The sequence below is a fragment of the Halomonas hibernica genome (assembly GCF_013183775.1).
GTDB classification, from domain to species: Bacteria; Pseudomonadota; Gammaproteobacteria; order Pseudomonadales; family Halomonadaceae; genus Vreelandella; species Vreelandella citrativorans.
Window position 1 is genome coordinate 152,312 of the sequence record NZ_VIFN01000006.1, and the last position, 20,541, is coordinate 172,852.

Below are 20,541 nucleotides of genomic sequence, written 5' to 3' on the forward strand. Positions count from 1 at the left end.
ACTGTTAAAGGCTAAGTCGTCAGGTTGATCTCATCGAAGCTTGTGACGCAAGCGTGCTGTGTTCCTGCCTGGGTGCCTTCACGCACCAGTTGCAGCGTCTGCATTCCTGCCTGCTTGGCAGCATCAAGCTCTTCTACCACATCGGATAGGAACAGGATTTCGTCGGCGGGCAGCTGTAGCTTGCTGACGATATGCTGATACGCCTCAGCTTCACGCTTATGGCCGATATGGGTATCGAAGTAGCCACTGAACAGCGGGGTCAAATCGCCCTCTGTGCTGTAGCCAAACAGCAGCTTTTGCGCCTGCACGGAGCCTGACGAGTAGACGTAAAGCTGCTTACCGGCCTCTGCCCATTGGCGAAGGCGTGGGGCGACATCGCTATACAGGTGCCCTTTAAAGGCACCGCGTTGATAACCATCGGCCCACATCATGCCCTGAAGCGCTTTCAGCGGCGTGACTTTCTGGTCAGTTTCGATCCAGTGAAGCAGGGTTTCGACCACTTTATCCAGCGAGGCGTCCGGTTCCTTTAGCTCATTGCGTACCGCGTCTATCTGCTCTTCCACATCAGGTTGGGCTGAGTGGGTGTGCACGTACTCGGGCAACTGATCATGAGCGTAGGGGAACAGCACCTTATGCACAAAGCTGATATCGGTGGTGGTGCCTTCGATATCGGTGACCACGGCGCGAATGCTGGTGTTATCAATATCTGTCTTATTAACATCTGGGTTATTGATCATTTGGACCACCGGCTCTCTTCAAGGACACAGGCAAGTAAAAACTCAATGGCTTCCAGGTGACGACGACACTCGGCAATGGTCTCGCCCACGGCATAAATACCGTGGCCCGCGACTAGAAAGCCCCAGAGCATCGGCCAACCTGCCCGTACGTGGTCGGCCAGCTCGCTCATATCCTGGGAGTTGGGTACCACCGGCAAGTGAATGGTGGCGTCATGCGTGCTATTACCCTGTAGCGCCTTTTGCATTTCAAAACCGCTTAGCGCAATGCCTTCAGGAAAACGACGCGAAAGAACGGTGCTTGCCACGGTGTGGGTGTGCAGTACGCAGCCAACCTGTTCATCCATCCGATAAAGTGCCGCGTGAAGGTCACTTTCCGCACTGGGTTTGCCGCTGCCTTCAAGTACGCGCCCTTCAAGGTCGCAAAGCAATAAGTCATCGGCTTGAATGCGTGTTTTATCACGGCCCGAGGCGGTGACCAGATAACCTTGCGGCACTCGGGCAGAAAAATTACCGCCCGTGGCGGGCGTCCAGCCTTGCCGGGCCGCCCAAGAGATCGCTGCTAGCAGTTCGTCTTGTAATATCATCGTAGGGTCAGTATCGCGTCGCTTTCAAAGACCTTCATTCTATATGATATGCTCCGCGGCTGATAAGCCACGTGCCGTATTCGCTCTTTCCAAACGATCTTTCCATACGTTCTTTATCGCAGTACTCAAGGAGCCTCTGATGCCTCATCTTCAGTCACGCAGTTTACGGGTGTACGCCGACTCGCTTGAGTACCTGGATCAGACTCGCCTGCCTCAGGCCGAAACGTGGGTACGCTGTGCAAGCCCAGAAGATTGGCAGGTGGCGGTGAAAAGCCTGGCAATTCGCGGCGCGCCATTAATCGGCCTGAGTGCGGCCTTTGTGCTGGCGCAGTATGCCGCGCAACATCCAGGGCAGGAGAACGAATGGCAGTGGGTAAGTGATCGCTTACGGGCTACGCGCCCCACGGCGGTTAATTTGATGTACTGCCTGGATGTCATGGAGGCCTGCTTTGCTCAAGGACCGGCTGCGCTTGCTGAGCGCGCCGCCATGCTGTTTGAAGAGGACCGCGAGCTGTGTTTGCAAATGGCCGAGCGCGGCGCGGACTTACTGAAAGACGGCGAGCGAGTGCTTACTCACTGCAATACCGGCGCCCTGGCGACGGCCGGTGTCGGCACGGCGATTGGCGCGCTGGCGGTCGCCAAAAAGCGCGGCGTAGCGCTGCATGTGTACGTTAACGAAACCCGCCCGCTGCTTCAGGGCGGCCGATTAACCGCCTGGGAAATGGCCGACCTGGATATTCCATATCAGCTAATTGCGGACAGCATGGCGGCAAGCCTAATGGCCGCAGGCAAAGTGGATAAAGTGATGGTCGGTGCCGACCGCATCTGCGCCAACGGCGACTTTGCCAATAAAGTGGGCACTTACATGCTGGCAGTGGTCGCCAACCACCATAAGGTGCCGTTCTACGTAGTGGCGCCCTACACCACGGTAGACAAGGCCTGCGCGACCGGCGATGACATTCCGATTGAGCAGCGCGACGCCGCAGAAATACGCGGCGCCACCGGTGCGTTCGGGGATGTCGTTTGGGCGCCGGAAAATGCGCCGGTGTGGAACCCTTCGTTTGATGTTACGCCCGCCGCGCTAGTCACCGGCTGGGTGCTCGATACCGGCGTGTTTGACCAGGCTGCCATCGCCCGCGGCGAACACTGCCGGTAAACGGTCTCTGCATTTAAAGCGTGGCATCCGCGTGGGTTTGAATCACCGCTAGAAAGCCTTCGCCGTAATCCTCAAGCTTGCGGGCGCCAACGCCAGAGATAGCGCCGAGTGCCTGCAAGCTATGCGGCTTCTGTTCGGTCATTTCGGCAAGCGTGGCGTCGTGGAAGATAACGTAGGCAGGCACACCCTGGGCTTCGGCAAGCGCTTTGCGGTGCTGGCGCAGGGCTTCCCACAAAGGGCCGTGGCCGGGTGCTGCCGAATTGCTCTTGCTGCCGCGCCGGGCGGTCTTGGTTTTGCTGGGCTTGCGCAGGGTTAGCGGCTGCTCACCGCGCAGCACCGGCTTGGCGTCTGCCGTTAAACGAATCCCGCCATGACCTTCCATATCCACGCTTAGAAAGCCGCTGGCGATCAATTGGCGAAACAGCGCCTTCCATTCGTTGGCCGAGAGATCCTTGCCGATGCCAAAGGTGCTGATCTTGTCATGACCAAAGCGGGTGATGCGCTCGTTGTTTTTGCCCAGCAACACATCCACCAAGTAGGTGACGCCGAAGCGCTGCTCGGTGCGGTAAACGCACGACAGCGCCTTTTGCGCGGCCACTGTGGCGTCCCAGGTCTCAGGCGGCGTCAGGCAGTTGTCGCAGTTACCGCAGGGCGCATCCAAATGATCGCCGAAGTAGTGCAAAAGCGTCTGGCGGCGGCAGCTGATGATTTCGCAAAGCCCCAGCATGGCATCGAGCTTTTGCTGCTCGATGCGCTTTTGATGATCATGAGCGCTGGAGTCTTGCTGCATCTGGCGCAGCGTAATCACATCCTGCAAGCCGTAAGCCATCCACGCATCGGCGTGGAGACCATCACGCCCGGCGCGGCCGGTTTCCTGATAGTAAGCTTCAATGCTCTTGGGCAGGTTGAGGTGGGCGACAAAGCGCACGTCCGGCTTGTCGATGCCCATACCAAAGGCGATGGTGGCCACTACCACCACACCATCTTCGCGCAGAAAACGCGTCTGGTGATGCTGGCGCTGCTCGGCGGGAAGTCCAGCGTGATAGGGCAGCGCGGTTAGCCCCTGGCGCTCAAGCCAGGCGGCGGTGTCATCTACCTTGCGCCGAGATAGGCAGTACACAATCCCGGCTTCGCCTGCGTGGTTGTCGCGGATAAAGCGCAGCAACTGTTCACGGGCGTTGCCCTGATTTTCAGCGATATGGTAGCGGATGTTGGGGCGGTCAAAGCCGCTGTTATAAAGCGCCGCATCTTGAAGCTGCAGATGCTCAACGATATCGCCTCGCGTGGGTACATCGGCGGTGGCCGTCAGTGCAATGCGCGGCACCTGGGGAAAGCGCTGATGCAACTGAGAGAGTTGGCGATACTCAGGGCGGAAGTCATGGCCCCACTGGGAAACGCAGTGGGCCTCATCAATCGCAAACAGGGCAATCCGGGCCTGTTCCAGAAGCGCCTGCATACGCGGCGTGGCAAGCCGCTCGGGGGCGACGTATAAAAGGTCCAGCTCACCTGAACGCAGGCGATTCTCCACCTCGACCGCCTCATGGTAATCAAGGCTGGAGTTGAGATACGCAGCGCGTACGCCGTTCTGCACGAGTGCCGCCACCTGATCCTGCATTAACGCGATCAGTGGAGAAATCACAATGGCGGTGCCGTCGCGCAACAGCGCAGGAATCTGATAGCACAGCGATTTTCCACCGCCGGTGGGCATCAATACCAGTGCATCGCCACCGGCAACCACATGATCAATAATCGCCTGCTGCGGGCCGCGAAAGCTGTCGTAGCCAAAGACTTCCTGCAACACTTTGAGGGCCACCGGGTTGGGTTCGCCGTGCATCCTCGCTCTCCTTTTTGCCGAGCGGGGATTGTCGCACGAAAAGCCTCTTGCCCGTTGATTAGGGTTTTCGTACTAAGCCTAACGGATGCCAGCCCGTAGGAAAGACTGCACAAACTGGCGCTGAAAAAGCAGAAACGCGACTAACAGCGGCGCGATACTGAGTAGCGTGGCCGCGCTGACCGTTGCCCAGTTAACCCCCGTTTCCGGGGCGGAAAATACGCCCAAGCCAACGGTTAACGTGCGGCTTTCCACCGAGTTGGTGACCACCAGCGGCCATAAAAAGTTGTTCCAGTGGTGGCTAATGGAAACCAGTCCATAGGCTAGGTAGGTAGGCTTGGCCAACGGCACGTAAACCTTCCAGAGAATTTCCAGCCAGTTGCAACCTTCAATACGAGCGGCATCTTCAAGCTCGCGGGGAATGGTCTTAAACGTCTGGCGTAATAGAAAAATGCCAAAGGCACTGGCCACATAAGGCAGGCCAATACCGGTGATGGTGTTGATTAACCCTAGCTCGCTGGCGATACGGTAGTTTTCCACGATCAGCACTTCGGGAAAGACAAACAGCTGAATCAGCACCAGCATAAACAGCAGGTTTTTACCCGGAATGGGAAACCGTGCAAAGGCAAAGGCTGCCAGCGTACACACCACAAATTGGCCCAATACCACGCCGGTAACCAGGGCAAAGGTGTTGAAGTAATAGCGGGCGAAGGGCGCTTGGGACCAGGCGTTAACGAAGTTATCCAGCGTCAGCGGGGCGAATAGATCAAAGCGCACCATAAATTCGCTGGGGTGGAAGGCCGCCCAAAAAGCGTACAGCAGCGGAAAAATCCAAATTACCGCCAATAGCCACGCCGCCACGGTTTCAAGTGATGGAATGGATAGCTGGCGAGATTTGGACATTGAGTTCCTAGTGCTTGAGTGTGTGGTGGTTGAACTCATTGGTAATGCGTCCTGCGGTCCAGAATCGTGAACTTCAGCGTGGCGACCACCGCAAGTACCAGTAGAATCACCACCGTGATGGTGGCCGCCGTGGTGCGGTCAAAAAACGAGAAGGCATTTTCGTAGACGTAATACAGCAACAGGTTGGTCGCGTTATTGGGGCCGCCCTTGGTCAGAATAAACAGGTGATCAACCACGCGTACCGCATTGATTAGCGCGTTGATCAGCACAAACAGCGTGGTGGGCATCAAGAGCGGAAACGTCACTCGCCAGAAGAAGCTCCAGCGGCTGGTGCCTTCAAGATCGGAGGCTTCTTTTAGCTCGGGCGGAATGCCTTGAAGCGCCGCGAGATAAAAAATCATAAAAAAGCCGGCTTCTTTCCAGACCGACATCACCATCACCGAGCCCAGCGCGACACTTGGGTCGCCCAGCCAATTCACCCCGGAAAACCCCAGCGCCCCGAGCAGCTTGTTAAACAGGCCAATTTGCGGGGCGTAGAAAAACATCCAGATATTGGCGGCGGCAATCATGGGCAAAATAGTTGGTGTGAAGTAGGCCATACGCACAAGGCCACGCCCCGGCAGTTTGCCGTTAACGAATAGTGCCATTCCAAGCGCCAAGGCGATGGAGGCGGGGATTGTGCCCAACGCGTAGATCAAGTTATTGCGCGCCACCTTCCAGAACTTGGCGTCATCGAACAAAAAACGATAATTCTCAAGCCCGACGAATTCCGGCGGGGCACCGCGAAAGCCGGGCAGAAACAGGCTTTGAATCACGGTCGTAATCGTGGGTAGGTACGCAAAAGTGGCTAACAGCACGGCAGCGGGCAGTAACAGCAGCGCGCCATACATCTGCATTTTGTGGTGGGCGGTTAATGTCATGGGGAACGGCTACTTATAGGAAACGCCGGGGCGAACCCCGGCGAATGGGTAAGAAAGGGCTTAACGTGCGTAACGCCGCAGTATGGCGTCCGCTTCCTGCTGGGCCTGGTTAAGCGCGGCTTCCGGTTCCATCTGGCTGGTTAATGCTGCCTGAACGGCGTTATCCAGCGTGCGACGAATGCGGCCACCCTGATAGGTGGAAAGCTCGGCAGTACCATATTCCAGCTGGTCGCGGGCAACGGCGGCGGGCGGGAAGCTCTCCACGTATTCGCGCAGCGCGTCAGTCTCGTAAGCGGCGGGGCTAACGCCCATGTAGCCTGTTTCAATTGACCAGTCGGCGGCGCGTTCGGGGGCGGTCATCCAGCGGATAAACGTCATCGCAGCGCGCTGCTCCTCTTCAGAGGCATCTTTAAAGACGTAGAAGTTGCCGCCGCCGGTGGGGCTGCCGCGCTGGGTGTTCATGGGCAGCATGGCAACGCCAAAATCAAAATCGGCTTCATTGCGCACGGCGGTTAGATTGCCGGTGGTATGCCACATCATGGCGGTAGATTGCTCAAGGAAGTTCTGGCGCAACGTGCCCCATTCGATGGTGCCATCCGGCATGGCGTCATGTTCGGTTGCTAGTGACACCCAGTACTCAAGCGCTTCAACGGCGGCGGGATCATTAAAATAGACCTCGGTGCCGTCTTCGCTCATCAAGCGGTGGCCGTTCTGAAACGCGAACGCCTGGAACATCCAGTACGGGTAGCCGGTAGACGGCACCATCACGCCCCACTGCTCCCCGTTGGAGGCTTCGCGAACCGTTGCCGCCATCTCGGCCATTTCCTGCCAGTTTTCTGGCGGGGTTTCAGGGTCTAAACCGGCCGCTTCAAAAGCGTCCTTGTTCCAAAACAGCACAATGGTGGAGCGCTGGAAAGGAATGCCGTAGGTGTTGCCATCCAACTGGCCGTTTTCCATCAATCCTGGGTAGAAGCTGTCGAGCCATTCGCGCTCTTCATCGGTTTCGACCAGATCATCGAACGCCACAATAGCGTCCTGTTCAACCAGTTCGTAAAGATCGATGGAGAACATCACCGATAGCTGCGGTGTATCGCCTGACTCAATTGCCGACATGGTGCGCACGCGGGTGTCGTCGTAGTTGCCGGCGTAGATGGCTTCTACCGAAATGTCGGGATGCTCACTCTCAAACTCGGCCACTAAGTCGTCAATGACATTGGTCAACGCGCCGCCCACTGAAACCGGGTAGTACATGGTCAGGTCAACGGTATTCGCGTTGACCTGGGTGGCGCTTAACATGCCAGCCACAAGCGCGGTGGTAGCGAAGGGAATACGCAAACGCATAACAAGACTCCACGAATATCAGTGTTGGAAAGAGCCCACCGCCGGTGGACGAGAAACAACGCGAGGCGAGCCTGGTAACGCACTTGGCAAAACGCTATCCAGACGTAACCCGTTATTCGCAAACAAGTGGGCGTTTTCTGGCGCCCAATAGAGCCGACAAGTGCCGTCAGTCAGTGCGGGTTTGCCGTTGATGCGTACGCGCAGGCTGTGTGCACCCACCGCCACATGGACAATCGTGTCGGCGCCTAAATACTCCTCGCTAAGTACGGTGGCCAGCACGCCTGGCTTCGACGCCGGGCGCAGCTCAATATCTTCCGGGCGAATGCCTAGCTGACCGCCAACGGCTTCCAGCGGCGCGACCGTGGTGGTCGGTTCGCCGTCGATAACAGCGCCTTGGTCGCCTTTAACAAGTGGCAGCAAGTTCATGGCAGGACTCCCTATAAAGCTAGCGGCAAAGGCGCTGGCAGGCTGGTTATAAAGCGCGTCAGGCGACCCGTCCTGAACGATGCGGCCGTGCTGCATCAGAATCACGCGGTCCCCCATGCTCATGGCCTCGACCTGATCGTGGGTCACGTAAATCACCGTCATGTTCAGGCGGCTTTGTAGCGCCTTGATTTCCCGGCGCATATCGCTGCGCAGCCGCGCATCCAGATTGGAGAGTGGCTCATCCATCAAACAGATCGGGTGTTCAGAGATAATCGAGCGGGCCAGCGCCACCCGCTGGCGCTGGCCACCAGAGAGTTGGGCAGGTTTACGGTTCAGGTAATCGGTAAGGTCGACAAGCTCAGCCACCTTGGCCAGCCGCTCGCGCTGCTCAGCTTTGGGCACCTTGCGGCTGCGCAGGCCAAACACGATATTGTCGGCAACGCTTAGATGCGGGAACAGCGCATAGGATTGAAACACCATGCTTAAGCCACGGTCGCCCGGCGGCAGGCGCGTAACATCACGCTCACCAATATGGATCTGACCGTCGCTTGCCTCTTCCAGGCCTGCAATCATGCGCAGTGTGGTGGACTTCCCACAACCTGAAGGGCCCAGCAGAATGACAAACTGGCCGGGCGTTACTTCAAAAGAAATTTCATCGACCGCAGCCGTCGCGCCCCAGCGTTTAGTAACGCGCTCCAGGCGGATACGCGATTGGCTCATACACACAGGCCCATGTCTTCACCACCAGCTGTTATTTATTGTTGGCCAGCTTGCGGTGAAAATGTTGCTGTTGTGTGACGTTTATATGGCAAAGTTGTGTCGGGTAATAGTTATATAGCTCTTTTAGCTAAAGATCTCAATGTAGCCCGAGAATAGTGCCGTTCATTGTTGAAGAGCTGATGCTGGCATCGCATAACGCCGGGTCGATTTACCCGCTTTCACCACCTGCCCCGGTACCTCATGGCCGATAAGCTCGGGGAGAGTAGCGGCGACGTCAAGCAGGGCGTCTAGGTCAACGCCGGTGTCCACGCCCATGGCTTCAAACATATGTACTAGATCCTCGGTGCATACGTTGCCGGTGGCGCCGGGGGCAAAGGGGCAGCCGCCCAGGCCGCCGAGTGCTGAGTCGAAGCGGGTAATCCCTGCCTGCCAAGCTGCCAGGGCATTGGCCAAGCCCATGCCGCGGGTGTTGTGAACATGCAGGGTAAACGGCGTTTCGGGCCAGCGCTCAAGTACCGCTTCACACAGGCGTTTGACCTGGGCCGGGTTGGCCATGCCGGTGGTGTCGCACAGCGTTACCCCTTGGATGCCCAGCGCAATTAGCTTTTCAACCAGTTCCAGCACCCGCGCTTCGGGCACTTCGCCTTCAAAGGGGCAACCAAAGGTGGTGGAGAGTGAGGCGTTGATAAACACGCCGCTGCCTTGAGTCACGTCCAAAATAGCCGCAAATTGTTCAAGGGATTGCTCGGGCGTCATGCGCAGGTTGGCCAGGCCGTGGCTGTCGCTTGCCGACATCACCAGATTGATCTCATCGACGTTGCAGGCAAGCGCGCGTTCGGCACCTTTTACGTTGGGCACCAGCACGGTGATATCTACGCCTGCCCGGCGCTGAAGGCTGGTAACAACGTCGGCGGCATCGCGCAGGTTGGGAATCGCTTTAGGGGAGGTAAATGATGTCGCCTCGATGCGCTTGAGGCCCGTGGTGGAGAGGGCGTCAATCCAGCGGATTTTTTCTTCTGTAGGCACAAAACGCGCTTCAATTTGTAGGCCGTCACGGGGGGCGACTTCGTTGATCTCGATTCTCAAAGGGCAGGGTGATAACTGGCTCATAACAAACTCCTTAAATGATGCCTGCCTGGCGCAGTTTGGTGCGGGTTTGCTGGTCGATACCCAGCTCGTCCAGTACGTCGTCGGTGTGTTGACCAAGCTTCGGGCCGCCATTGCCCAAGCGCCCGGGCGTGGCGCTTAGCTTGGGCAGTACGCCGGGCACTTTGAGCGGCTGGCCGTTGGGGCGGGTAAAGGTTTGGATCATCTCCCGCGCCAGGTAGTGGGGGTCAAAGGCGATATCTTCAGCGGTATAGGGATAGCCGGCGGGCACCCGGGCATCGTCCAGGGCCTGTAGAATGGCATCGCGCGGGCGTTCTAGCGTCCAGGCTTCAATGGCTGCATCGATCATGGCGGCTTGCTGGCTGCGCCCATCGTTATGGGCAAGTGCTGGGTCGCTTCCTAAATCCTCGCGGCCAATCACGCCCATCAAGCGTTTAAAGATGCTGTCGCCATTGCCGGCGATAAGCACGTAGTCGCCGTTCAGGCAGCGGTAGGCGTTTGAAGGCGTAATGCCGGGAAGGGCGCTGCCGCTGGGCTCGCGGACCTGGCCGCTGGCATCAAATTCCGGCAGCAGGCTTTCCATCATGGCAAATACTGATTCATACAGCGCGACATCAATTTCCTGGCCCAGGCCGCTGCGGTTGCGCTCTTGAAGGGCCAGCAAGGTGCCGATCACCGCGTAAAGGGCGGAAAGTGAGTCGCCGATGCTCACGCCCACCCGCACGGAGGGTTCGTCCGGCTGGCCGGTAAGGTAGCGTAGCCCGCCCATTGCTTCGCCAATCACACCGAAGCCGGGCTTGTCGCGGTAGGGGCCGGTCTGCCCGTAACCTGAGATATGCACCATGATCAGCCGTGGGTTGAGGGCTGATAACGCTTCCCAACCCAGCCCCCAGCTCTCCAGCGTGCCGGGGCGAAAATTCTCCACGACAACGTCTGCCTCGGCAGCAAGTTGGCGTACCAGGGCCTGGCCCTCTTCGCTGCGTAAATCCAGCGCCACCGAGCGCTTGTTGCGGGTTTGCACGTGCCACCAGAGCGAGGTGTCGTCTTCAATCATTCGCCATTTGCGAAGTGGGTCACCGGTGCCGGGCGGCTCAATCTTGATCACGTCAGCGCCAAATTCACCCAATAGTTTGGTGGCGAAGGGGCCGGCAATCAACTGGCCTAGCTCAAGTACTTTTAGGTCCTGCAAGGGAAGCTTGCGCGCTTCAGGAGCATTCATTAAGGCTCTCCTCTACTTGTCGTTATTCGTAGTGAGCGCCAGCATGGGGCAGCCGTTTAGGGTCGACAATTAGGCAATGGGTAACAAAGGGTTCGTGGCTGGCGAAGGTATGCGTTAGCATAAGCAGACTGTTGGTTAAGAGATGTGATCATGCGCCGCTTCGACTTTGTCACGCTCAAGCTGTTTATTTCTGTGGCGGATGAGGGGCGTCTAACCGCCGCCGCCGCGCGCGAGCATCTAGCGCTTGCTGCGGTGAGTAAGCGGATTAGCGACCTTGAAGCGCTGGTAGGGACCACGCTGCTGTATCGCCGCCCCAGAGGCGTTGAGCTAACCCCCGCAGGCCAGGCGTTTCTGCACCACGCCCGGCGCATTATGGATAATATCGAGCGCCTGGAAGCAGAGCTAAGTGAATATGGCGAAGGGGTGCGCGGCCATGTGCGCATCCACTCCAACACCTCGGCCATTATTGCGTTTCTTCCCCAGGATCTCAGCACTTTCTCTTGCCACTACCCCGATATTAAAATCGACCTGCAGGAGCGGGTGAGTAGCGAAATTGTGGCGGCCGTGCGCGATGGATTGACCGATATCGGCATCTTCGCGGGGCATGTCGCGGCACCTGACCTTCAACAGCTTTCATACCGGAATGACCGGCTGGTATTGGTAACGCCTGGCAATCACTCGCTGGCGGCGCGTGAAAGTATTGCCTTCAATGAGGCACTCGACTTCGATTTTATCGGCCTCCAGCAGGATGCCTCGCTGCAAGCACTACTGCATGAACAAGCCAATATTGCTGACAAGGCGTTACGGATGCGCATTCAGGTGCGTAGCTTCGATGCCATTTGCCGCATGATTCATCACGGGATGGGCGTGGGCATACTGCCTGAAAAGACCATCTATCGTGAATTGGGCGATCTGGAGTTGAACAGTATTCCGCTTAGCGACCCTTGGGCGCAGCGCGAGCTGGTGATCGGTATGCGCCGCTATGCCACGCTACCGGCCACTGCCCGTCATTTAGTCGATCATCTGGTTAAGGCTGAAACGACGTCTTCTTAAAGGCTACGCCTCCCCCTTCGGGTTCGCGTTTGGAGAAAGCTCATTAACATTCTGAGCCCTCCCTTATCGGCTAGCCCTGAACAAACCTGGCTAACGACTGCCGATGCCTCTCCATCTTTAGTCGTGTGCTGTTTTACGAGAGCCCTCAAACGCCCGCTGTCATGGAGTCTCCAGCCATCGTATTTTGCGAAGTCAGCCTTCTCGAACGTCGATTTGAGCGTATCGGCGGCTTGTTTCAAGATCGATAGAACAACATCGCACCATTCTGCCTATAACGACAAATTGAGAGAGTACATCTCATGCAAAAATCACTACTTGCCACGCTCACTGCATTAGGCATTTTAGCGGTTGCTCCCTTCGCGCTGGCCAACCCGATTGAAATTCAAGTTAACAACACCATGAGTGAAGGCGGCTCTGAAAGTGCTGCGGTTGAACGCTTTGCGGAGTACCTGGAAGAGCAGGCGCCGGGGCGCTTCAACGTACGGCCTTTCCTCGCGGGCTCCCTGGGCGGTGAAGATTCCGTACTGGAGCTGCTCAACCTGGGCCAGACCCAGCTTTCACTCACCGGCGGCAACTGGCGCCAGCAATATGCGCCGGAGTACGACGCCATTACCGTGCCTTTCCTGTTCACGACCTGGGATGAGGTAGACAGCTATATCGATAGCCCATCGGGCCAAACGCTGATCGAGCAGGCAGAACAGCAGGGCGGCCTCAAGTTTCTGGGGGTTCAGCACCGTGGCCCGCGCCATATGACTGCCAATAAAGAGATTCATACACCAGAAGATTTGCAGGGTTTCCGTTTACGCCTGCCGTCACTGCCGATCTGGCTAGAAGTTTGGGAAGAACTGGGCGCGCAGGTGGTGAACGTGCCCGCGCCGGAAATCTATCTCGCCATGCAGACCCGCCAGGTTGATGGCCATGAAAACTCCCTCTCTTCGCCCTACACGCGGCGCCTGTGGGAAGTGCAGGACTACCTCATTACCACCAGCCACGTGCAGTTCCCCTGGAGCTGGGTTGCCAGCGCGCGTTGGTGGGACGGTTTGGAGGAAGAGGATCAGGCGCTGATTTCTGAGGCGGTTGATGTCGCTCGTGCCTACGGCACCGAGCAGGAGCTCGAACTGGATGATTTTTATCTGGATGCCCTTCAGGAAGAGGGTATGACGGTTGTCCAGCCGGATACTGAAGCCTTCCGTGAAGCGGCCATGCCCGCCATTGATCGTGTGCTGTCAGAAATGGCCGACGGTGTACGCGACGACGCTATCAGCGCGAGCCAAGCAAGCGACTGATCATCACCAGGTGGAGGCATGATGATGCCGCCACCGTCTTAGGTAAGGAGTTATCTTGTGGATGGAGCACTGCCACCCGCAAACGGAGCCGATCGTTTGGCTTTTTATACCCTGCGCTATGTCACCCGCCTATGCGATGCCGTGGGTGTAGCGCTATTAGTCGGCATTTTAGGCTTGATCGTGGCCGCCGTGGTTGCCCGCGATTTGCTCAACTGGGGCATGCCCTGGAGCGAGGAAGTCGTCTCGCTGCTGGCTATTTACGCCATTGGTTTTGGCTCGATCTCCGCTTGGGTGCGCAGCGACCATCTGGTCGTGGACCTGTTTAGTCACCGGCTGAGTGCGCTGGGTCATCAGGTGCAGTATCGGCTGACGGCCATTATCTCCGTCGGTTTTTTCGTGCTGGCGAGCTGGGGCGCCTGGATCATGTCCGATATGAGCGCCAACAATAAAACGGTCTCGTTGAGTATCAGCTTCTCCTATCTCTATTACGGCTTGTTATTCAGTTTTGTTGCCATGGCGCTGATCGCCACCTGGCAAACCTTACGTGGCCCCGTCACGTGGTTGAATAAACCCGCGCACGAGGAGATAACGCCATGATGGAACTTGCGATATTCGTCGGCGGGCTGCTGCTGTTAATGATGATCGGCCTGCCCGTGGTGGTGTCGATTGGGGTCACCTCGTTTATTGCCCTGGCGGTAACCGGGGCCGGTGGCTTGCCGGTTGAGCTGCTTTCACTGCGCATGGTGCAAACGCTTAACAACTTCACCTTGATGGCGATTCCGCTGTTTATCCTGGCGGCCAACATCATGAACCTGGGTTCGACCACCACCCGGATATTTGATTTTGCGACGGCTCTGGTGGGCTGTACCAAAGGCGGGCTGGGTCACGCCAACGTGGTGGCAAGCTCTATCTTTGCCACCATGTCCGGCACGGCAGTGGCCGATGCCGCCGGGCTTGGCAGTATCGAAATCAAGGCGATGAAAGAGCGTGGTTATGCGCTCGACTATACGACCGGGATTACCGCGGCTTCGAGTGTGGTCGGCCCGATCCTGCCGCCGAGCATTGCGTTGGTGGTGTATGGCTGGCTCGCCAATGTAAGCATCGGTGGGCTCTTCATGGCGGGGCTTGTGCCGGGCATTTTAATGGCGCTGTTGCTTATGGGCATGACCGTTTTACTCGGCGCTACGGGGAAAGTTGTAATGCCCGCTCCTGTGCCGTTTGATGCAGGCGAAGTCGTACGAACCGGCAAGCGGGCTATTTTACCCTTGATGATGCCGGCGATCATCGTTGGCGGTATTTGGGGTGGCTTTTTTACACCGACTGAAGCCGGCGCGATTGCCTCTCTGTATGCGGTGATACTGGGCGGGGTGATCTATCGCGACCTGAGTTTGAAGAGCCTGTACGACGCGTTTCGACGTACGCTGATGTTCAGCGCGGTCATCCTGCTGATCATTGCGGTATCAAGCTTTTATGGCTGGATTCTGGTGCGTATGGGGATCCCCCAGGCCCTGGCCGGTCAGGTGGCCAGTATCGATATGCCCACTATTGCGCTGCTGCTCTGCTTTGCGCTGTTCTTCCTGCTGATCGGCTGTTTTATGTCGGTGATTGAAAGTATCCTGATCTTTACCCCCATCGTGGTACCTGCCGCGTTGAGTGCAGGGCTAGACCCGGTGCATTTTGGTATCGTAATGGTGATTACCCTGTCGGTTGGGGTCATTACGCCGCCGTTCGGTACGGTGTTGTTCATGATGGTGGGCATTACCCGGCTGCGTTACGGCCAGGTGGTCAAGGCGGTACTGCCGTTTTTGCTGCCTATTATAGCGACGATTCTGCTGTTGATTGCTGTGCCAGGATTGGCCACCTGGTTGCCTGGGGTGATGGGCTACTGAAAGATTGTGAATATTGATGAACGTACACCGCCCCGCAGGGTTAACCTGCGGGGCGGTGTACGTTTACGGTGGATGCTTTTAGGTAGAAGTGGTAGGCAGAATACGCCCCGGATTCATTAGCCCTTTCGGGTCGAACAGGTTTTTAACCCCGCTGATCAACTCCAGCTCGATAGGCGATAACCGTGCCAGGTAGGCTGCCTGCTTGGTGCGCCCAATGCCGTGTTCAGCGCTGATGCTGCCATGAAACTCATCGAGCACGTCAAAAAGCTGCTCTTCCAGGGCATGCAGGTGGGCTTTTTTATCTGCGTCAGGAAGCGTAGTGGGCGGCAAGATATTGAAGTGCAGATTGCCATCGCCCACGTGCCCGTAAGCGATGATTTCACACTCGGAAGAGGCGTTCATTACTACGTCACTGGCGCGGGTGACAAAGTCGGGAATGGCTGAGATGGGTATTGAGATATCGGTACGCAAATGCTCGCCGCGCCGCCTCTGTCCTTCCAGCATGCTTTCACGGAACTGCCACAGCTGCGCGGATTGGCTAGCGCTGGATGCCAGCGCCCCGTCAAGCACCAGCTCACGCTCCATACCGGTTTCCAGCAGTTGCTCCAGCATGGCGCCTAGATCCACTGGTCCCGTGGCCGCGACTTCCATCAATACGTACCAGGGGTAAGCGCTTTCCAGCGGGTCGCGTAGCTCGGGCGTTGCCTCTATCGCAAGCTCAATGCAGCGGCGGGGGATGAGCTCAAAGGCGGTTAGCAAATCACAGCAGTCGCGTCGCGCTAAACTATATAGATCGATCACCGCTTGTACCGATGGCAGGCCGAGCAGGGCGGTGCGGTTCTGGGTAGGTCGAGGCGAGAGTTTGAGCACAGCCCCCGTGACAATTCCCAGCGTGCCTTCACTGCCCAGAAACAGCTGTTGAAGGTCGTAACCGCGGTTGTCCTTATGCAGAGCATTCAGGCTATCCAGCACGCGTCCATCCGGCAGCACGACCTCAAGGCCGAGCACCAGCTCACGCATCATGCCGTAGCGCAGCACGTTGAGCCCGCCTGCGTTAGTGGCGATATTGCCGCCAATCTGGCAGCTGCCCTGGGCGCCGAGTGAAAGCGGAAATTCGCAGTCATGCTCAAAAGCGGCCAGCTTGACGTTTTCAAGGATACAGCCCGCATCTACCGTGATGGTGAAGTTGATCGGATCAATGGCGCGCACGCTATTTAACCGCTCCAGGCTGATTACCAGCTCTTGACCGCTTGCGGCGGGCAAGGCGCCTGCCACCAGGCCGCTGTGGCCGCCCTGGGGCGTCATCGCGACACCTTGTGCATAGCAGCGCCTGACGACCTCAGCGACTTCTGTTGTATCAGTCGGGCGTGCTACGGCCAGCGGCATGCCCAGTGTATCGCCCGCCCAGTCGCTTACGTAGCGCGCCATGGCCTCCGGCTCGCGCAGCAGGCCACGCTCGCCAAGCAGGCTGGTGAGTTCATTTAGAAAGGTATTAGTGTCTGTCATTGGTCCGCTTCCTGCCAAGCAGCACCCTCTGGGTAGCGATGCTGTGCCTGAGACTGCGCGTGCATGGCAATGCTGTAGCCAGGTGCCTCGGGTACCTGATAGCGGCCATGATTGATCACTACCGGGTCGATAAAGTGCTCGTGGAGATGATCCACGTACTCAAGCACACGCCCTTCAAGCTCGCCGGATACCGCGATGTAGTCAAACAGCGAGATGTGCTGGGTGTATTCGCACAACCCAACGCCGCCGCCATGCGGGCAAACCGGTACGCCGAACTTGGCGGCCATCAGCACGACTAAAATCACTTCATTGAGGCCTCCCAGGCGGGCAGCGTCCAGCTGGCAGTAGTCAATGGCGTCCGCCTGGAAGAACTGCTTGAACATCACTTTGTTGTGGCAGTGTTCGCCGGTGGCGACTCCAATAGGCGCGACGCGATGGCGGATCTCTGCGTGACCCAGAATATCGTCGGGGCTGGTGGGTTCTTCGATCCACAGCGGATCAAACTCAGCCAGGCGACGCATCTTGGTGACTGTCTCGTCGACCTCCCACACCTGGTTGGCGTCCATCATCAGCACGTTGTCCCAACCGATCTCTTCTCGCAGTAGCGCTGCACGGCGGGCATCCTCTTCAATATCGCCGCCAATTTTTTGCTTAAAGTGGGTCCAGCCTTCTGCTAACGCTTCCCGGGCCAGGCTGCGTACTTTTTCATCGCTGTAACCTAGCCAGCCTGCGGAAGTGGTGTAGCCGGGGTAGCCATCGCGGCGCATTTCGGCCTCACGCGCCGCTTTGCCGGGAGCCTGGCGGCGCAGCAGGCAAATCGCCTCTTCAGGCGTTAGCGCATCGGTAACAAAGCGGAAATCAAGGCAGCGCACCAGCTGCTCTGGGGTCATATCCACCAGCAATTTCCATACCGGCTTGCCTTCGCGTTTTGCCCACATATCCCACACGGCGTTGACGATGGCGGCGGTTGCCAAGTGAATCGCACCTTTATCAGGGCCAATCCAGCGCAGCTGACTGTCGCCGGTGAGCTCGCGCCAGAACGCACCCATATTGTCGGTAATGGAGGAAAGCTCGCGGCCCTCGATCAGCGGGGCCAGGGAATGCACGGCGGTGACCACAATCTCGTTACCCCGGCCAATGGTAAAGGTTAAGCCATGGCCTTCCGGGCTTTCGTCATCGGTATGCAGGATGACATAGGTGGCTGAGTAATCCGGTGCGGCATTCATGGCATCAGAGCCATCGAGCGAGCGCGAGGTGGGGAAACGGATATCCTGGATCTCGACGTGCGTAATTGTTGTCATTGCGTTCTCCGGGGTGTGATTTAAGCAGTGGAAGGATCAGCGGCGGGCCAAGTGACGCATCAGTTCGCGAATGCCGTAGGTCCAGGGCGGCAACTGATCGCTTCTGCCCACCGGGTTCACCAGGGAGCCCAAGGCTGGGGTAGAAATAGTGACGCGATCACCTAGGTGGTGAGTAAAGCCCTGGCCTTTGCCATCGCGGTCTTTGATAGGGGAGAACATCGTACCCAGAAACAGCATGAAACCATCAGGGTACTGGTGGTGATCACCGATGGTTTGGCGTACCAGGTCCAGCGGGTCGCGGCTGATTTCACGCATATCGCTCTCGCCTTGAAGCAGGAAGTCGTCATCCTCGCCTTCAATACGCAGTGCGACTTGGCAGTTGCGCACGCTGTCGATAGTAAAGTGATCATCAAATAGACGAATAAACGGGCCGATTGAGCAGGAGGCGTTGTTATCTTTCGCCTTGCCAAGCAGTAGGGCGCTGCGTCCTTCAACGTCGCGCAAGTTGACATCATTACCCAAGGTGGCGCCGCGTACCTGACCGCGGCTGTCCACGGCTAGCACGATTTCCGGCTCGGGGTTATTCCATTGTGAAGATGCATGCAACCCTACTGACGCACCAAAACCTACCGAGGAAAGCGGCTGAGCTTTGGTAAACACTTCTGCATCGGGGCCGATACCCACTTCCATATATTGTGACCAGCCACCGCGTGCCTGAAGCGCTGTCTTAAGCGCCATGGCCTCTTCAGACCCGGGGGCAATCTTGGAAAGATCGGTGCCAATCAGTGCCTGCAGGTCATCACGTAGCGCAACGGCTTTAGCCGGGTCGCCGCCCGCCTGCTCTTCGATTACCCGCTCCAGTAAGCTGACGGCGAAGGTGACGCCACAAGCTTTAACGGCCTGAACATCACAGGGGGCGAGCAGGTAGGGCGCTTGTGGTTGAGCCTGTTGAGAGTTCGCCAGCAGCGTCTCGATATTGCCCAACGATGCACCCTCGGCGCGTTGCACCACCTCCAGCACATCGTCGCGTTCCAGTAGGTCAGCCATGGTAGGGCCAAACTCTGTAATATCGATGATGTTACCCTCGTGCACTGTGACCAATGCGGGACCCGGGTGTGTGCCATCCAGCCATACGCGGCCCACGAGCAGGGCATTATCCAAGTCGGTGGGAAGAGTATCAGTCAGTGATAGTGGTTGCATGAGCGTCTCCTGGTTGCCAGGCGACCGGCAGCTCATGCCTTGTCGCCTATGTTGTTATAGATGGTTGTAATAGGTGTTGCTCTGTATGACAGGTATACCAGAACATGACTTACTCTAGCGCACCGCTACATTTCGGGTCGATAGGCAAATCTGTTTAGATGAAGGTAGTTGCGCAATTGAAGGCCACCAGCTAGGTTTTAAACTGCTGGTATGATACGTATACAGCAAGATGATCGGTTACATCCGCTATTGCTATTCGCAAGTGCTACTCGCAAATAACCAACAATAAATCTAATGGTTGTGAGGAAAATAAGATGCGCTACAAAAGCCAATACCACCTAGCCATGTCTCGCCTGTTAACCGCTACGCTAATCGCTGCAGGTATCAGCGTGGCCGGTGCGGTACAGGCCGCCGAGAACCTGCGTTTTGCCCACGTTTATGAAACGTCGGAACCTTTCCATAAGTGGGCACTGTGGGCGGCGGATGAAATTGAAGAGCGCACCGATGGCCGTTACACCATGGAGGTATACGCCGCTTCTTCTTTGGGTAAAGAGGAAGATATTAACGAAGGGCTTGGGCTAGGTACGGTGGATGTCATTTATACCGGCACGCAGTTTGCTGGCCGCGGTTATGGGCCAATCGGTATTGCGGGGGCTGCGTATATGTTCCGTGACTTTGATCACTGGCAGGCCTTTGCTGACAGTGACCTGTTCCAGGAAATTGCCCGAGGCTACCAGGATGCCACCGGGAACGTGCCACTGACGCTCAATTATTATGGCGAACGCCATGTAACGTCGAATGCGCCGATCAATACACCCGAGGATATGGCAGGCCTCAAAATACGTGTGCCCAACGCGCCGATGTACATGATGATGCCTAACGCAGTAGGCGCTAACCCCACCCCGATTGCTTTCGATGAAGTCTACCTGGCCCTGCAGCAAGGCGTGGTTGACGCGCAGGAAAATCCGCTGCCAACCATTCGCGCCAAGGCGTTTCATGAGGTACAGGATTACATCAATCTGACCGGCCATATTACTGATTCGCTGATCACGATCGTAGGTGGACCGCGGTGGAACCAACTGAGCGAAGAGGATCAGGAAATATTCCGCGAGGTATTCCAGGAAGCCGCTGAGAACAACACCCAGGATATCCTGCAGGCTGAGGCAGAGCTGGTCGCCTGGTTTGAGGAACAGGGTAATACCATCAACGAAGTGGATCGCGACATTTTCCGTGAGGCCGTTGTACCTGCCCATAACGGCAATGCCGCCACTTGGGATCAGGAAACCTACGATCGCCTACAGGCTATCGGCCAATAACCCAACCTCAGCGAGCACTTCGCTAATTTTTTAGCGAAGTGTCTGG

18 protein-coding genes are annotated in these 20,541 nt (G+C 57.3%); 6 read left to right on the forward strand and 12 right to left on the reverse strand.

From position 1 onward, the window contains the following. Window positions 1-11: 11 nt before the first annotated feature. Together mtnC and mtnB are read right to left on the reverse strand one after the other, a co-directional pair. The gene (gene mtnC, locus FKN99_RS11320; RefSeq protein WP_172117940.1) at window positions 12-737 is read right to left on the reverse strand and encodes an acireductone synthase; all 726 of its coding nucleotides are present in this window, start codon (window positions 735-737) and stop codon (window positions 12-14) included. Next, a complete protein-coding gene (gene mtnB, locus FKN99_RS11325; protein WP_172117941.1) occupies window positions 734-1,321 on the reverse strand; it encodes a methylthioribulose 1-phosphate dehydratase in 588 nt (195 codons plus the stop codon). Before mtnB ends, mtnC begins: the two co-directional genes overlap by 4 nt. Window positions 1,322-1,460: 139 nt before the next feature. On the opposite strand from mtnB, the gene mtnA reads away from it, so the two are divergent. After that, complete coding sequence (gene mtnA, locus FKN99_RS11330; protein ID WP_172117942.1) at window positions 1,461-2,477, forward strand: S-methyl-5-thioribose-1-phosphate isomerase; 1,017 nt, start codon at window positions 1,461-1,463, stop codon at window positions 2,475-2,477. 13 nt (window positions 2,478-2,490) lie between these two features. Here mtnA and recQ read toward each other — a convergent pair whose 3' ends face one another. From recQ to FKN99_RS11365, 7 genes are all read right to left on the reverse strand, one after another. After that, entirely contained in the window at window positions 2,491-4,311 is a 1,821-nt protein-coding gene (recQ, locus tag FKN99_RS11335) for a DNA helicase RecQ (protein WP_172117943.1), read from the reverse strand. A 78-nt stretch (window positions 4,312-4,389) separates the two neighbouring features. After that, window positions 4,390-5,211: a carbohydrate ABC transporter permease gene (locus FKN99_RS11340; RefSeq protein WP_172117944.1), complete on the reverse strand. Its 822-nt coding sequence runs from the start codon at window positions 5,209-5,211 to the stop codon at window positions 4,390-4,392. A 35-nt stretch (window positions 5,212-5,246) separates the two neighbouring features. Continuing rightward, a complete protein-coding gene (locus FKN99_RS11345; RefSeq protein WP_172117945.1) occupies window positions 5,247-6,131 on the reverse strand; it encodes a carbohydrate ABC transporter permease in 885 nt (294 codons plus the stop codon). Window positions 6,132-6,191: 60 nt separating this feature from the next. Next, entirely contained in the window at window positions 6,192-7,472 is a 1,281-nt protein-coding gene (locus tag FKN99_RS11350; protein WP_172117946.1) for an ABC transporter substrate-binding protein, read from the reverse strand. Between the two features lie 18 nt (window positions 7,473-7,490). Next, window positions 7,491-8,618: an ABC transporter ATP-binding protein gene (locus FKN99_RS11355; RefSeq protein ID WP_172117947.1), complete on the reverse strand. Its 1,128-nt coding sequence runs from the start codon at window positions 8,616-8,618 to the stop codon at window positions 7,491-7,493. Window positions 8,619-8,780: 162 nt separating this feature from the next. After that, on the reverse strand, window positions 8,781-9,728 hold the full coding sequence (locus FKN99_RS11360) for a hydroxymethylglutaryl-CoA lyase (RefSeq protein ID WP_172117948.1): 948 nt from the start codon (window positions 9,726-9,728) through the stop codon (window positions 8,781-8,783). Between the two features lie 10 nt (window positions 9,729-9,738). Beyond that, window positions 9,739-10,944, reverse strand: a complete 1,206-nt coding sequence (locus tag FKN99_RS11365) for a CaiB/BaiF CoA transferase family protein (RefSeq protein ID WP_172117949.1) — start codon at window positions 10,942-10,944, stop codon at window positions 9,739-9,741. Window positions 10,945-11,094: 150 nt separating this feature from the next. Here FKN99_RS11365 and FKN99_RS11370 point away from each other — a divergent pair, with 150 nt between their 5' ends. From FKN99_RS11370 to FKN99_RS11385, 4 genes are all read left to right on the forward strand, one after another. Further along, on the forward strand, window positions 11,095-11,997 hold the full coding sequence (locus FKN99_RS11370; RefSeq protein WP_172117950.1) for a LysR family transcriptional regulator: 903 nt from the start codon (window positions 11,095-11,097) through the stop codon (window positions 11,995-11,997). Between the two features lie 299 nt (window positions 11,998-12,296). Beyond that, window positions 12,297-13,283, forward strand: a complete 987-nt coding sequence (locus FKN99_RS11375) for a TRAP transporter substrate-binding protein (RefSeq protein WP_172117951.1) — start codon at window positions 12,297-12,299, stop codon at window positions 13,281-13,283. 57 nt (window positions 13,284-13,340) lie between these two features. Next, window positions 13,341-13,880, forward strand: coding sequence for a TRAP transporter small permease (locus FKN99_RS11380; RefSeq protein ID WP_087111113.1), 540 nt, complete (start codon window positions 13,341-13,343; stop codon window positions 13,878-13,880). Continuing rightward, window positions 13,877-15,172 carry a TRAP transporter large permease gene (locus tag FKN99_RS11385; RefSeq protein ID WP_172117952.1) on the forward strand — a complete coding sequence of 432 codons (1,296 nt, stop codon included), beginning with the start codon at window positions 13,877-13,879 and terminating at the stop codon, window positions 15,170-15,172. Before FKN99_RS11380 ends, FKN99_RS11385 begins: the two co-directional genes overlap by 4 nt. 78 nt (window positions 15,173-15,250) lie before the next feature. Here the strand turns inward: FKN99_RS11385 and FKN99_RS11390 are convergent, their stop codons facing one another. Genes FKN99_RS11390 through FKN99_RS11400 form a run of 3 tightly spaced genes read right to left on the reverse strand, consistent with a single transcriptional unit; the run spans window position 15,251 to window position 19,179 of the window. Further along, a complete protein-coding gene (locus FKN99_RS11390; RefSeq protein WP_172117953.1) occupies window positions 15,251-16,678 on the reverse strand; it encodes an FAD-binding oxidoreductase in 1,428 nt (475 codons plus the stop codon). Next, entirely contained in the window at window positions 16,675-17,979 is a 1,305-nt protein-coding gene (locus FKN99_RS11395) for an L-fuconate dehydratase (protein ID WP_172117954.1), read from the reverse strand. The genes FKN99_RS11390 and FKN99_RS11395 overlap by 4 nt, the downstream gene beginning before the upstream one ends. A gap of 36 nt (window positions 17,980-18,015) precedes the next feature. Further along, the gene (locus FKN99_RS11400; RefSeq protein ID WP_172117955.1) at window positions 18,016-19,179 is read right to left on the reverse strand and encodes a fumarylacetoacetate hydrolase family protein; all 1,164 of its coding nucleotides are present in this window, start codon (window positions 19,177-19,179) and stop codon (window positions 18,016-18,018) included. A 314-nt stretch (window positions 19,180-19,493) separates the two neighbouring features. Here FKN99_RS11400 and FKN99_RS11405 point away from each other — a divergent pair, with 314 nt between their 5' ends. Next, window positions 19,494-20,495 carry a sialic acid TRAP transporter substrate-binding protein SiaP gene (locus tag FKN99_RS11405; RefSeq protein ID WP_172117956.1) on the forward strand — a complete coding sequence of 334 codons (1,002 nt, stop codon included), beginning with the start codon at window positions 19,494-19,496 and terminating at the stop codon, window positions 20,493-20,495. Window positions 20,496-20,541 lie beyond the last annotated feature (46 nt).